This is a genomic window from Alicyclobacillus dauci, from assembly GCF_026651605.1.
GTDB classification, from domain to species: Bacteria; Bacillota; Bacilli; order Alicyclobacillales; family Alicyclobacillaceae; genus Alicyclobacillus; species Alicyclobacillus dauci.
In genome coordinates this window covers 2,137,556-2,151,355 of the sequence record NZ_CP104064.1, presented here as the reverse complement: position 1 = coordinate 2,151,355, position 13,800 = coordinate 2,137,556, and the positions used below count along the sequence as shown (strand labels likewise).

Below are 13,800 nucleotides of genomic sequence, written 5' to 3'. Positions count from 1 at the left end.
AATCTGATTGGTTACAAGGCCCCCTAATCTGGTTGGTTTACCATAGGGGGCCGTCATAGTTTTTACGAGTCCATACGCAATATTACAAGGCTTTCAATGCAGCAATACATATTTCATTCTCTTCAGGCAGTCCGTACGAGATCCTTACGTACGACTCGAGCCCGTGAAATCCGGTACGAACTAAAATTCCTTGTTCCTTAAGCCGTTCAAATACGGCCCTGCCATTTCCCACCCTCACCAAGCTGAAATTCGCCTGTGACGGAATCACCGTAAACCCGTTTTCCTCCAGCGTCGCGTACTGCACCCGACTGGATGCTGCGAGTTCTTGAGAACGACGAACGTGATCGACGTCTTGAAGTGCAGCTACAGCCCCTCGCTGTCCAACCCGATTGACGTTGAACGGTTCGCGCACTCGATTGACGAATTCCCAGACCTGCTCATTCCCAAGCGCATAGCCAACTCTTAACCCGGCCAGACCGTACAGTTTGGAGAACGTGTACATGTAACATACATTCGGATAGGCAAGCGCCTGTTCGGTAACGTGGAAGCGCGCTTCGTCCGTCGCGTAATTGTCGTAGGCGAGATCGACAACGACAAACACATGCTCGGGAAGACGCTCCATCAACCAAGTAAATTGACTGCCCTGGAGCAGTGTCCCTGTTGGATTGTTCGGTGTGCACAAGTAAAGCAGCTTTGTTTTCGGAGTGACCGCTTCAAGCATACGCTCTACGTCGTAGGTGAAGTCTTCACGGAGGGGAACCAACTTGACAGTAGCACGCATAATGTTCGCACCGAACTGGTATTGAGAAAATGAAGGATCCGGGACGACAATTTCGTCGCCTTCTTCGAGAAACGTCTCAGAGACGAGCTTAATAATGTCGTCTGAGCCATTGCCGGTAAAAACCTGCTCCTCGCGAACGCCGTGAAATGCTGCAATCGCTTCTCGCAGCAAGTGACTGCCGCCGTCCGGATATAAGTGCAACTTGTGTAGATCCTGTTCGATAGCGGAGATTGCGAGTGGTGATGGACCCAGTGCATTTTCGTTTGAATTCAGCTTCACAAGGCGCTGCAAGCCAAATTGTTTGCGCAACGTATCATCGCTGATACCCGGCTGATAAGGTTCGATATCCTTGAGGTTGGAACGAACTTGAATTTGCGTGTTGAAAATCATAAACACCTCCAGTACGATCAAGAGCGGTGTAATGCATCACCGGAAATTCTCAGGCCATTTTATCACTCTTTACGCCAAACGACTATGGCGGGATTATGTGAGTGGTTGAGGGGGAATAGTCGAAGTGGACAATCATACGCAACAGGAACCGACTTTAGAAGACATTAAACAAGCTAGACAGCGCCTTCACGGTGTGATTCAAGAAACACCGTTAGACTATTCCGCTACATTTTCTCGGTTTTCCGATAACGAAATCTATCTGAAGCTCGAAAATCTGCAAAAGACGGGTTCATTTAAACTACGCGGTGCTTTCAACAAGATCGCAACGCTCAGTGACGCAGAGCGGGCACGTGGTGTCATTGCGGCATCTGCCGGTAATCACGCCCAGGGCGTGGCTTACGCTGCGCGCGATGTCGGAGCGCCCTGCACCATCGTCATGCCGGAAGGCGCAAGTCTAGCCAAAATCTCGGCGACACAGCGCTACGGGGCGAAAGTGGTTCTGTCCGGAAATTCCTATGACGACGCCTACGGACACGCACGCGAACTATCGCAGGAGCACGGATATACATATGTCCACGCCTTCGACGATCCCGCCATCATCTCAGGACAAGGGACAATCGGCCTAGAAATTCTCGACCAACTTCCCCAAGTGAACGCCATTGTCATTCCAATGGGCGGCGGTGGACTCGCAGCAGGGATCGCACTAGCCGTAAAAACGCTGCGTCCGGACGTGAAAATCTACGGGGTTGAGGCAAGCGCTGTCGCCTCATTTCGGCATGCGCTGGATGCTGGTCATCTCGAAACCATCGATGCAAAATCGACTATCGCTGACGGCATTGCCGTTCGTCGACCAGGAGACATTCCTTATGCGCTGGCCACTCGTTACATCGACGACATTGTGACCGTCGAGGAAGAGGAGATTTCTCGATCCATGGTGCTCTTGCTCGAACGGTGCAAGCTTGTCGCTGAAGGTGCAGCAGGGGCGTGCATCGCCGCTGCCATCCACAAGAAAATCCCAAACAATCTCGGTAACGTCGTCTGCATCCTCTCAGGTGGCAACGTCGATGTCACTGTTCTCTCACGAATTATCGAGCATGGACTGATCGAATCAAACCGATATCTTCGTATGGCGGTTACGTTGGATGATCGGCCTGGTTCACTTCGCGATCTGCTCGATATCGTCGCAACCCTTCGGGCGAATGTGTTATCGGTGAACCACCATCGTGTAGGCACGCACATCCACCTCGGACAGACTGAAGTTGAGTTGGACCTAGAAACACGCGATAAAGCACATATTGATTTAATTTATAACACATTGACCCAAGCTGGATACGAGCCGGTCGCCCGCAATTGAACCACAACGGGCTGTTCTCGCAGGGACTGTGCAGCGCCTGCGAGAACAGCCCTGATTGTGTGATGCAAATGGCATCCGTCTAACCAAAAACTTGCCCCAACGGTGACTCACAACTGCACGTCTCGCCCCGAAGGTGAATGAAACAAATCTGGCGAAGAATCACTTTTGACTTGACCCGTCGCTTGACCAAGCCCTGCGGATAGGGAAAATTTGAGCGCCTCCTCAACGGTCATACCGCAAGGTCGAACTCTGTCCCTCAAAACGATGACTGTAGCACCGGCGAACTGAAATGCGTTTGGCAAGTACACAGACACGCGTGTGCCGTCTGGATCCATGCCATTTGGGAGATGCTCGCCAGTGATAAAGCCGAGAACGAGTGCTCGCTCGTCGGGCCACTCTACTAACACTGGCTCTTGGAAGGCTCTTCTACGGCCAATGACGTTTTGGAGCAATTCTTTGGCAGTCGTATAGAGCGACTTGACGACTGGAATTCGAGTAAACAGGGCATCTGCCCAGCTAAACAGCACTCGGCTGATGTAAATTCGAGATAACAGCCCGATGGCCGTGATACAGCAGAGCACCAATACGAAACCAAGTCCGGGGATGTGTACCCCCGTCCAAGGAACGTAGAAACCTACGAGACCGTCAATTTGATTGACGACGAAGACGACCACCCAAATTGCAAAGGCAAACGGTAAAACCGTTGCCAGGCCGATACCAAAATGCTTGGCGATTCCCCTGACGACTACTTTCATAATTGCGCCTCCGATCACAAGCTCGGCAACGTGTAGAATCCAACAGCCAGTACGAGATACGCCCCGACAGCCATCGCTCCTTCGAGCCAGTTGGATTCGCCATCCACCATTAACACCACCACTAACAGAACGGCTGCAGTCATACTGACCAATTCCGGCCATGAAAAACTCAATTGAAATGGATTTCCGATGATGAGGCCCAAGAAAAATAACACCGGGGCGATGAACATAGCCACTTGAAGTGTGCTCCCCACCGCAATTTCCAGAGACAGGTCCATCCGGTTTTTCCATGCCATCCAAACGGCGGACGCATGTTCAGCTGCGTTACCGATGACGGCAACGACCACGACGCCAATGAATACTTCACTCCAGCCGAGTCCTGCAGCGATAGATTTCACGTTTTCGACAAGCCAGTCACTTTCGATACTGACGAGAATCGTTGCGGAAAACAACAGAACGACAGCCGTCCAAAGTTTATACTTGACCTCTTCTTCCTCGCTCGCTTCATCCTCGATGTAGGCAAACACTTCTCGATGCGTAAACAGGCTAAAGAGAAGGCCCAGCAGATAAATGATGAGCGACACAGCTGCAACGCCGAACGATAACGTGTATGGGTTACGAAGAGGCATTTGCGTAAAAATGCTCGGCACAACAAACGCAATCCCAACGCCCAGCATCAGCATGGATGCATTGCTCCGGGCCGCACGGATATTAAAATATTGGATTGGGTGTCGAATCCCCCCAACGAAAAAGCTGAGGCCCAAGACAAACAGTAGGTTGCCGATGATGGAACCGGTAATCGATGCTTTGACAAGCGTACTGAGGCCCTGACGCAGTGCAAAAATACCGATAATTAATTCCACCGCATTGCCGAACGTAGCAGATAACAGCCCCCCCAACCGGGGACCTGCATGGGCGGCGATAGACTCCGTAGCTTGGCCCATAATGGCAGCAAGAGGCACAATGGCGACCGCTGAAATAAAAAACTGCCATATTGGACTGATATGGCTGAATCTCGCTACAGCACTCGCGGCAACGAGAACAACAGCCAGAATACTCATCCATCGATTCAACTTCAGACACCCACTTTTAAAATTTACTACCTATGGTAACAGAAACACAGGCTCATCGACATAAATCTATGGGCACCCCGCCTTGCCCTTATGGTACAATCACATTCATAACTTCATTTGGTTAAAGGTGGCGCATGTATGATGTATCGCTTTCCCAAAGTGAAGATGTTGCGTGGCGAACTAAAACGCAGTGAAGTCCGAAACAATGTTAAGTACCAGTTGACTACGAAGGAATTTATCCAACAGCGGGGCCATACGACGTATCGAATCGCGCTGGAAAACATAATCGGATTCACCGAATGCGACAACAAAGAGTTTACGCGACATGTGCGCTCCATATCCAGCACAAGACCGGATGGCTTCGGTCGAGCATACAAGATTGTCGCCAGCATCCTTCACCTAGTCTCCCCTGCAGGGGTTGTTGAACAATCCCAAGTCTCTTTCTACACACGATTATCAAGCCCGTTTGCTAAGCAACTTGAGGCGTACCTCGAAACGTCCTCATAACCACACCGTAATATGACGGTATTCGACGGGAGCATATTATAAAAAGAGCGCGCTCGAATCTCGAATCCGAGCGCTCTTTTCTGTTACTTAAAAGTTTCGCCAGTCGTCGGGGTCTTGATCTTGATCGGAGTTCCGCCTGCGACGAACCCCACGAATGATATACCGAATACCAAGTATGATGGCACATATTATAATAATTGCGTATGCAATCAGCATCACTTGCGGAACGTCAAATCGATGTTTCACCCATGCAGCCAGCTCATAAGCTGCGATGGCGATTGCAGCAAACATCCAATCAGGAAATCCGTAATTCATGATTGTCCCCCATATAAATTCACATTGCACCCAGAACAGCAGGACTCCACTGTCGACCAGTCTCGATTCAAGAATGAATGCACTCCCATCATAGCACGAATGGGTCGCCTTCGGGGCTTTTGACCCCCCGGGCTAGTCATCTTATAATAATTCTAGCAGTGCAAGACTGATCTTTCTGGAGATGACATAATGGCAAGCAGTTCACATGCAGTACATTGTCCTAATTGTAACAACACATGGTTTCGCGAAGAACACCTCGTTCAAGTCGATTCAAGCGTCGTCGTTCGCGAAGATCTGCCAGTTTCGGCACGAACAGTGGCGGAAGAGTATCGCTATGTCTGCACAGAATGCAACACCGTTCTGAAACATTAACGTACGTTCTATATTCTTTGAAAAGCCTCGCTTTCCGCGAAGGCTTTTTTATTTGCCCATTTACATCGGGAAACGCGTATCGCGGTCTGCCCGCTGCATAATATCGGCCTTTGGCTCAGACACTACACTGGATGAAATATAGATTGGAGTGTCCCGCTCATGAAGGATCATCGTGATCGAAACACGCGTCGCAGAAGACGCGCGCCCATCGGTCTCCTCGGCGGGGTCATCGCCTTAGCGCTGTCACTGGGCCTGTTCGTAGCCTTCATCGCTTCGAACGGACTGCTAACGCATCCGCGTGTTCACGCGGCTCAAGGAACGTTCCGCCCACACCATCCAACTGACCCCGATCGAAACACAATTCTCTTGATTGGCACAGACGCGCGGGCAGGCGACCCGCTAGGCAATTCAGACGTGCTGTGCGTCGCCAGTATCGACGAGAAAAATCACCGGATGGAACTGTTATCCATTCCACGAGACACTCAGGTTGCTTTTCCAGACGGACGCTACCACAAGATCAATGATGCACTCATGCAAGGAGGGCCAGAGTTGACGGCGCGAGTCGTGGAGAACCTCATTGGCCTTCCTGTCGATCACTATGCCATCACACGCTTTGACGGACTTGTTCATCTCATCAACCGCATCGGCGGCGTCCCCATCGATGTTCCACGACGACTGCACTACATTACTGGGGATACGACACACGGCGTGATCGACTTGAAACCAGGGCGCCAACAATTGAATGGCGAGCAAGCACTCGGCTTCGTCCGATTTCGTCACGACGCACTGGGTGACATCGGTCGCACGGCCCGCCAACAAGCTTTTCTGGTTGCCTTAAAGACGCAATTACTGCGTCCGGAAACCATTCCGAAAATACCGGGCATGATTTCCGATCTCGCTTCAAGCATGGAAACGGACATGTCCGTCATTGAAGTTGGCAAGCTAGCAAGCCGGGCAAAAGCATATGCGACATATGACACGATCCACGAAACTTTACCCGGCTCGTTTCACAATCCGGAACCTTTAGACTCGGACGATTTGAGCTACTGGGTTGTCAATCCGAAACAGGCACGCTTTGTGGCGAAGCAGTTCTTCGAGGACGGTATCGTTCAAAGCAACCCCATCCAGGACCCCGAACAGACACGCGACTGGGTCTATCCGCAGGAGCCAAATGCCCTCCACCAAAACAGCACCTCCACCCAACAGTAGTGTTGGGGAGGTGCTGTTTCGCGGAAACCAACAGTGCGGTTAGACGGATCGCACGCTCTGTTCCTCACGGGTCACAATCACGTCATCACGTGTCGCCCCATCCCGATCTCGCCACGTCAGTCGATTGTTCATCGTGTATGACCACACAGTCGAAATGAGGATACCGACAGCCTGTCCAATGAGAACGGGAACGTGCAGGTCTCTTAACCCACGCATGACAAGTGTCGTGATCGCGATGCCCACCAGTGAAATGGCAACGAACAGCGGAAGTTTCACGTTCCAACTTCGATCACTCGTCGTTTGACGCCATGTGATTTGATCGTTCCATATGTAATTGCTGGCCATTGCCACAAGAGAGGCAATCACGGATGCAACGACATCGTTCATGTGAACAAGGTACTTCAGAACAGCGAGCGCGATCATGTTCACGACGACCCCACTCGCTCCAATAACGCAGAACAAAATAAATCGCCTGTCACTCGGGCTTTGGGACACGAGTCGCAACAAGTGGCGAAAATAATTCCACTGTTCCCGCAGACTCATCTTCGATTCACCAGCGTCCCTAGCGAGAAACTCGTAGGGGATTTCGTGTACTGTCTTGTACGTCCCTTTGACGAGCACCTCAATCAGAATTTTCCAGCCGATGGGATCCAAGTCAGCATTCTTTAAAATCTCCTTACGAAGTCCAAAAAAGCCGCTTGTACAGTCGGAAATCTTCCTGAGCCGACGCAGGGCGATCTGCCCCATGACTCGAGCGATCCACGAGACAAACTTTCGGAAAGGACCCAGTCCCCCGTCAGAACCGCCGTGGACAAAACGACTGGGAATGACGATATCGGTACCGTCCTTTAAGTGCTTATATATGTTGGGGAGCAGTTCCGGTGGGTGCTGCAGATCCGCGTCCATCACAATGACATAGGTCCCTCTAGCCAATTCAAACCCATCCACAACGGCACTCGCCAGTCCACGAGCGTCGTTACGGTGATGCACGTGAACACGCTCGTCAACCTGTTCCACTTCCTGCAGTACGTCCACCGTCTCGTCCGTGCTATCGTCGATGAACCATATGTCATAATCGACAAACGCGTCGCGAAGCGCCTCGTGGATGCGACTTACGATGGGCCGAATATTATCGCGTTCATTGTATGATGGAATGACAATGCTTAAGTCCAAACTGACAACTCCTTCGGTCACACGCCTGTGGATTATACCACAAAAAAGAGAGGCCGAGGCCTCTCCTGACGGGCCTTATGGCCACCAATAGCTCATGTATTGTGCCATCGGATCGATTTCGCCTTGGTTGGGACTGCCAATCGGGTAATAAGGGGCGAGCGTCGGGTACCCCTTGGTAAACCAATTTTCATGTTGTGCAAGGTTTTCGCGCAGCCACCACGATAATACATGACTATTTGCAACCGTCAACCACAGTGGTTCCTCAGACTCCTCATACCATCGATATAAAGCGTCTGAGTCAAGATGTGGAACATACTCCATGACACAGGACCTCCCTGTCTCCAAAGCCGATCCCTACAGCCTATGATTGCGGGTTTTGTCCTGTATCTTGAAGAATCCATTCAACCGCGGACAATAGGTCCGAACAATGTGCGTCTGGGCGAAGCGAGTCTGGCAATTCAGCCTCACCAACTAACACGGTTTTGCACCCCGCGCGCTTGCCTGCCAGGATATCGACATCGCGATCGCCTACCATATAAGACCTCTCGAGGTCTAAGTGATACTGGCTCGCCATCTCTAAAATCATTCCTGGCTTTGGTTTTCGACACGTGCACCCTGCTTTTGGCGCATGGGGGCAGTAGTGAATGGCGTCCAAATGCGCCCCATCGGCAACCAATATGTCCTGCATTTTGTTATGTACTTCGTGAAGCGCCTCTTCCGTTGAATATCCCAGACCAATTCCACCTTGGTTGGTTACGACACCCACAAAAAACGCCGAGCGATTCAATTCCGCTATTGCCTTGCCTGAATAGGGAAACAAATATAGGTCATCTGGACCATTTACGAAGTGACGATGGTCGTTAATGACGCCGTCCCTATCCAAAAACACAGCCGCCCTCATCGGTCGGCCTCAGACAAACTTTGAAGATATTGAATGATGGCTATCATATCGTGATCGCCATACCCGGCATTCAGCGCTGCGGTGTATGTTTCATGGGTCCTCGTCGCGGCAGGCATTGCCGCACCTGTTAGGTCTCCCTGCCGAATCGCAAGCCCAAGGTCTTTCGTCAAGTGACGAAGTGCAAATTGAGCACTGTAGTCTTCGCTGATAACCTTTTGTCGTTTCCCTGCAAGCATAGGTGACCACACTGCGCTCGTCTCCAGGACATCCAAAACCAGGTCAGGTGACAATGCACTGTGGCGACCAAACGTGATACATTCCCCGAGCGCCTGCACACTGAGACCCAAAAACGTGTTGACGAGGAGTTTCATTGCGGCACCTTTACCGACTGGCCCAATATGAAACGCCGCTTTGGAAACAGCGTCAAACAACGCCGTCATTTCTTCAAAGTCCGCTCTCTCCCCGCCTGCGACAACAGTTAACGTCGCGTCAGCAGCTGGCTTGGTCGAGCCGAGTACCGGTGCATCCATAAATCGAAAGCCACGTGATCGCAAATCATCTGCAAGCGTTTGTGTTTCGTCAACACCGATGGTACTCATATTAACAATCAGGGTTCCCTTGGTAAGATTGTCAATGGCACCCTGATGATAGAGTACATCATTTACGGCCGCTGCATCCGAAACCATGATGACAACCGTGTCTTTCTTATGTACAGCGGTCGACAGACCCGTGGCGAGCTCGGCACCATTCAAATCCAAATCTTTTGGTGTGCGATTGTATGCCTGAATTAACAGTCCAGACTTTGCGATATTGCGAACCATCGGCACGCCCATGTTTCCTAGGCCAATCCAGCCGATTCTCATCGTCCTGATCCTCCTTACGACTTGGACTCGGCGTTCAAAATGCCGACCAGTCGTTCCAATAATTCGATGAGCCGATTTGCATCTTCGGCGCCCAACTTGTCCATTAATTGCCCGAGCCGAATAGCCCGTTGGGACAAAATGGCTTTCAGCTTTGAACGGCCAGCTTCCGTTAACTCCACAAACACAACACGACGATCCTCTTTCGATCTCACCCGCTCCACAAATCCGAGCCTCACCAACTCATCGCAAACTTGCGTAATGGCCCCCGGACTGAGTCCTGCGATTCGCGCCAAATCAGACGACTTCGCTTGCTGCGTGAAATCCAGGTAACGAAGAACAAAAAACTGTGTCGTCGTCAACCCAATAGGTTCTGAGCGTGTTTTCATAATTCGAACCAGTCGCTCTAGAATCGTGTCGAGTCTGCTTACGTTTTCCATATTGTCGGAGCTATTCACAGCCGCATCACCCTCAAAAGGAATACTATTTCAATTGTAGCGACTGCCTCCTGTCGATGCCACACAGGTAGGCCCATCACTGCCATTTCGAGAAACGACGTTGCCAATCTGTTTGCAGGTTGCCTCGTCGACGCACAAATAAACCAATGAGCCCGACAATCAACAGGGGCACAACACCTACCGCGGCGTAAACCCAGTTGCCAAAGACACCTTGAAACACAAGCGCAACACCCAGGTAGTATGGCATGATAGAGACGACGGCCGTCCACAAATACGTCCACATTCCGATAGCCGGTACCATACCAGCCGCATAATTCACCACAAAAGCAGGGACTGGAAGCATTCTGGCAAACAACAGCCCCAGACTCCCCCAATCCTTTACCCATAAATTAACTTGTTCAAATCGTTCGTGTGAAGTCACTCTGGACAACCACATACGGGTAAAATGGCGCGCGACATAGAAAATGACACAAGCACTCAGCGTGGACCCGATCCAAGCGTATAATGTCCCCCACGTCACACCAAACACACGAAGAAAGATGATTAGAAGTCCTTCTGACGGAATCGGTGTCAAACACCAAATCAACATCAAGAGAATGGCTATAATCACACCCAGGAATCCCCATGACCGGATGAGCTGGGAAACTTTATGATGTCGGTCTAAAAAAAGTAACACGCCCACCATCAGGACACCGAACAGGACCATTGAAATGGCTCGCCAGTCGGTGAGAACTTGTTTTGCAAATGCCACCCTGTATTCCCCTCGCTATAAAAGGCACTCTGTCGTTTACACTATCAGACTACGCCCAAAGCTTCAAACAGTTTCATTCTAACGAGGGTATGAAAGGTATACGGGGGCAAAAACCTACGAAACAAGGCGGGTGTCATTACCCGCCTTCATCCTAGTCGATGGCTGTGTCCTTGCGGCCCCGACCCATGCGGGCCGCATCTTCCTCCGTTGGGACAAGTGAAGATTCAGTGCCCTTCCTGTGAATCCCAAGTTTGTCCACATTCTCTTCGTCCCACGCGGCCAAATGTTGCTCGTCGATCCGCCGAAATCGCGGTCCCGGAATCCGATGTGATTCTCCCTGCACATATAGCCCCCCTTGTTTTCAACCATAAGGTTCCCCCGGGAAACCCAGCTATACGAGCGAGGGTATACACATATTAAATGGAATAATTGGTTATTATACACACAATCATGTTCAGGAGGGAATCGTTAAAATGTTACCTTACTCAACCTTTAGTCTGATCCCTCGTGAGGAACTTCGTCACCTCATTTACGATCTCGGTAAGTCAGACGCCGAAATCGCACAACTGTACAGGGTATCTACAAACGTAGTCAATCAGCGTCGGCGATTGATGAATCTCATGGACGGACAGATGACGGCAGAACAGTTAGCCAACAGGGTCCGACTTGCGGAAGAAATCAAGCATCTGCCTCCAGAGGCCGTCGAACAAATTCAAGAAATTGTTTTACAATACCGCGGGAATGTTGCCTACTGATATCGAAAACGTCACCTTATTGAGATTGGCGAGAAGAACCACAAACGTATCCCGTCGTCCCTGTTTGTTGTGGTTCTTCAGGCCAATCTTTCCCCGACATGTTTCCTAAAGTTCAATTTGCCTGATCATCCGCTCACAGAGTTCATGGGTTAACAGGGCATCGGTTGCGCGCTCGATGCGACCTGTTTCCCTCGCATGACGAATTGCTTCCAAGAACGCTTCAACGATACCTTGAAATCCCCGAACGGTACCAACGCTCGTCCATTCGCCCACCTTCGTACGGTGTTCTTCCCCACTTATGTAGTGTATCGTCTCGCGAAGATCGGTTATTTTCCATTTTGATCCTGACCCCATCACCTCGAGGATTTCTTCAGACATTCCATTCACCCGATTCATCATGCCGATAGCCGTACAAGATTGTGACGACAACTGGACTACAACATGTAAAAGTTGACCTGCATCCACGCGATGACGTACTTGAAACGCATCAATTTCTCCTGGTATCAGAAAGCGAAGTGTGTCAACAACATGAATAAAATCGTCCATAATGACCTGACGAACAGGCCCCGGTGATTGTGAGCGATGCTTCTGCATCACGATGATTTCAGGTTTTGCGCGAGTAGTCAGGTCGCGAACAAGCGGCGCATAACGGCGGTTGAAGCCAACCATGAATACACAACGTCGACGATACGCCAAGTCAACAAGCTTTTCACTGTTCTCATAATAGTTGTCAATGGGTTTATCCAGATAAACATCCACGTTCCGCTCAAGCAGTTGCTCAACCATGTAAACATGCGCATCCGTGGCCGTGTGAACAAACGCAGCGTCCAGACCTTGATCCAAGAGTTCAAGCACATTGTCGTGACGCCGTTCACAGGGAACTCGATACATATCTCCGACTTGACGGAGAACTTCCCTGTTTCGCGTACAAAGATGGATCTCAATGTCCGGGCGCGTGCATAAAACAGGAAGGTAAGCTTTTTTTGCGATATCGCCCAGGCCAATCATGGCTATTTTCATCCCAACAGTTCCCCTTCGCATGAAACTTTTTCAGTGGCTCCCGCCAACAAGGCAGAACCGGAAGGCCCAAACTTCTCGTGGCATTTTGTCCAAGAACGGAGTGCCGCGGCCGCGGTGCGGCGAGTTGCAGCGAATCTGTTTTAAGTGGCTCCACGGTCATCCCACCAAGCCGTGTTGAACATACCACTCCACGGTTTCCGCCAATCCTCGGTGAAAGTCCACACGAGGTCGCCAACCAAGCTCTTGCATTATCTTGGACGCATCAATGGCGTAGCGCCAGTCGTGTCCAGGCCGATCCGGCACGTACTCAATGAGAGATTCATCCAGCCCGAGACAAGCAAGAATTTGCTTCGCGATATCAACATTGCTCTGTTCGTTGCTCGCTCCCACGTTATAGATTTCGCCCGGCGTTCCACGCTGCAGAACACAATCGATGGCACGACAATGGTCAAGTACGTGCATCCAGTCTCGTACGTTCGTCCCGTCGCCGTAAATGGGGAGTTTACGGCCTTCGATGGCGTACGTTATCAACTTGGGAATGAGTTTTTCAGGATGCTGGTACGGTCCATAATTGTTCGAGCTACGCGTAATGCAAACTGGCAGCCCGTACGTTTTAAAGTAGGCTCGCGCCAACAAATCGGACGCTGCCTTCGATGCCGAATACGGACTGTTTGGTTCAATTGGACTAGTTTCGCGAAAGACGCCCTGTTCTCCAAGGCTACCGTACACCTCGTCGGTGGACACATGAACAAACTTGTCGATCCCCACAGCGCAAGCGGATTCCAAGAGAACGCGGGTCCCCTCCACGTTCGTATGAACAAACTCTGCGGTGGATTGAATGGAACGATCCACGTGTGACTCTGCGGCAAAGTGAACGACAGCGTGTACACCCATAAGCGCCCGCCGGACCGTGCCGGCGTCGCAGATGTTTCCGTGGATGAACTGGTATGGACCAGTCATTCCATCAAGATTGGATGGGTTACCTGCATACGTCAGGGCATCCAGGTTGACAACTTCGATATCCGTGTAGGTTCGCATCAGGTACCGACAGAAATTGCTGCCGATAAACCCGGCACCACCCGTAACGAGAATTCGCCTCATATATGATCACCTACCTGTTCGTCGT

General features: G+C 50.9%; 18 protein-coding genes. 5 read left to right on the top strand and 13 right to left on the bottom strand.

Features of this window, described 5'->3' with window-relative positions; genetic code table 11:
• Positions 1–82: 82 nt before the first annotated feature.
• Positions 83–1,171: a histidinol-phosphate transaminase gene (gene hisC, locus NZD86_RS10755; protein ID WP_268046529.1), complete on the bottom strand. Its 1,089-nt coding sequence runs from the start codon at positions 1,169–1,171 to the stop codon at positions 83–85.
• Between the two features lie 124 nt (positions 1,172–1,295).
• Here hisC and ilvA point away from each other — a divergent pair, with 124 nt between their 5' ends.
• Positions 1,296–2,525 (top strand): threonine ammonia-lyase, encoded by a 1,230-nt coding sequence (ilvA, locus tag NZD86_RS10750; protein WP_268046528.1) that lies wholly within the window; start codon positions 1,296–1,298, stop codon positions 2,523–2,525.
• Positions 2,526–2,632: 107 nt separating this feature from the next.
• Here the strand turns inward: ilvA and NZD86_RS10745 are convergent, their stop codons facing one another.
• Together NZD86_RS10745 and cax are read right to left on the bottom strand one after the other, a co-directional pair.
• Positions 2,633–3,280 (bottom strand): DUF502 domain-containing protein, encoded by a 648-nt coding sequence (locus NZD86_RS10745; protein WP_268046527.1) that lies wholly within the window; start codon positions 3,278–3,280, stop codon positions 2,633–2,635.
• A 14-nt stretch (positions 3,281–3,294) separates the two neighbouring features.
• Entirely contained in the window at positions 3,295–4,353 is a 1,059-nt protein-coding gene (gene cax / locus NZD86_RS10740; protein ID WP_268046526.1) for a calcium/proton exchanger, read from the bottom strand.
• Between the two features lie 138 nt (positions 4,354–4,491).
• On the opposite strand from cax, the gene NZD86_RS10735 reads away from it, so the two are divergent.
• On the top strand, positions 4,492–4,860 hold the full coding sequence (locus NZD86_RS10735) for a hypothetical protein (RefSeq protein WP_268046525.1): 369 nt from the start codon (positions 4,492–4,494) through the stop codon (positions 4,858–4,860).
• Positions 4,861–4,947: 87 nt separating this feature from the next.
• On the opposite strand, the gene NZD86_RS10730 is transcribed toward NZD86_RS10735, so the two are convergent.
• Positions 4,948–5,175, bottom strand: a complete 228-nt coding sequence (locus NZD86_RS10730) for a hypothetical protein (protein ID WP_268046524.1) — start codon at positions 5,173–5,175, stop codon at positions 4,948–4,950.
• 189 nt (positions 5,176–5,364) lie between these two features.
• Between NZD86_RS10730 and NZD86_RS10725 the strand changes: the two genes are divergently transcribed.
• Positions 5,365–5,547 carry a hypothetical protein gene (locus NZD86_RS10725; protein ID WP_268046522.1) on the top strand — a complete coding sequence of 61 codons (183 nt, stop codon included), beginning with the start codon at positions 5,365–5,367 and terminating at the stop codon, positions 5,545–5,547.
• A 159-nt stretch (positions 5,548–5,706) separates the two neighbouring features.
• Positions 5,707–6,756: an LCP family protein gene (locus tag NZD86_RS10720; protein ID WP_268046521.1), complete on the top strand. Its 1,050-nt coding sequence runs from the start codon at positions 5,707–5,709 to the stop codon at positions 6,754–6,756.
• Positions 6,757–6,795: 39 nt separating this feature from the next.
• On the opposite strand, the gene NZD86_RS10715 is transcribed toward NZD86_RS10720, so the two are convergent.
• From NZD86_RS10715 to NZD86_RS10685, 7 genes are all read right to left on the bottom strand, one after another.
• Complete coding sequence (locus NZD86_RS10715) at positions 6,796–7,929, bottom strand: glycosyltransferase (protein ID WP_268046520.1); 1,134 nt, start codon at positions 7,927–7,929, stop codon at positions 6,796–6,798.
• A gap of 75 nt (positions 7,930–8,004) precedes the next feature.
• Positions 8,005–8,250, bottom strand: a complete 246-nt coding sequence (locus tag NZD86_RS10710) for a hypothetical protein (protein ID WP_268046519.1) — start codon at positions 8,248–8,250, stop codon at positions 8,005–8,007.
• A gap of 40 nt (positions 8,251–8,290) precedes the next feature.
• Positions 8,291–8,830: a D-glycero-alpha-D-manno-heptose-1,7-bisphosphate 7-phosphatase gene (locus tag NZD86_RS10705; protein WP_268046518.1), complete on the bottom strand. Its 540-nt coding sequence runs from the start codon at positions 8,828–8,830 to the stop codon at positions 8,291–8,293.
• On the bottom strand, positions 8,827–9,693 hold the full coding sequence (locus NZD86_RS10700; protein ID WP_268046517.1) for an NAD(P)-dependent oxidoreductase: 867 nt from the start codon (positions 9,691–9,693) through the stop codon (positions 8,827–8,829). The genes NZD86_RS10705 and NZD86_RS10700 overlap by 4 nt, the downstream gene beginning before the upstream one ends.
• A gap of 14 nt (positions 9,694–9,707) precedes the next feature.
• Positions 9,708–10,148: a MarR family winged helix-turn-helix transcriptional regulator gene (locus NZD86_RS10695; protein WP_268046516.1), complete on the bottom strand. Its 441-nt coding sequence runs from the start codon at positions 10,146–10,148 to the stop codon at positions 9,708–9,710.
• A gap of 76 nt (positions 10,149–10,224) precedes the next feature.
• Positions 10,225–10,899 carry a TVP38/TMEM64 family protein gene (locus tag NZD86_RS10690; RefSeq protein ID WP_268046515.1) on the bottom strand — a complete coding sequence of 225 codons (675 nt, stop codon included), beginning with the start codon at positions 10,897–10,899 and terminating at the stop codon, positions 10,225–10,227.
• A 151-nt stretch (positions 10,900–11,050) separates the two neighbouring features.
• Positions 11,051–11,242 (bottom strand): hypothetical protein, encoded by a 192-nt coding sequence (locus NZD86_RS10685; RefSeq protein ID WP_268046513.1) that lies wholly within the window; start codon positions 11,240–11,242, stop codon positions 11,051–11,053.
• Between the two features lie 130 nt (positions 11,243–11,372).
• Between NZD86_RS10685 and NZD86_RS10680 the strand changes: the two genes are divergently transcribed.
• Positions 11,373–11,654: a hypothetical protein gene (locus NZD86_RS10680; protein WP_268046512.1), complete on the top strand. Its 282-nt coding sequence runs from the start codon at positions 11,373–11,375 to the stop codon at positions 11,652–11,654.
• Between the two features lie 105 nt (positions 11,655–11,759).
• Here the strand turns inward: NZD86_RS10680 and NZD86_RS10675 are convergent, their stop codons facing one another.
• Positions 11,760–12,674, bottom strand: a complete 915-nt coding sequence (locus NZD86_RS10675) for a Gfo/Idh/MocA family protein (RefSeq protein ID WP_268046511.1) — start codon at positions 12,672–12,674, stop codon at positions 11,760–11,762.
• A 156-nt stretch (positions 12,675–12,830) separates the two neighbouring features.
• A complete protein-coding gene (rfbB, locus tag NZD86_RS10670) occupies positions 12,831–13,775 on the bottom strand; it encodes a dTDP-glucose 4,6-dehydratase (protein ID WP_268046510.1) in 945 nt (314 codons plus the stop codon).
• Positions 13,776–13,800 lie beyond the last annotated feature (25 nt).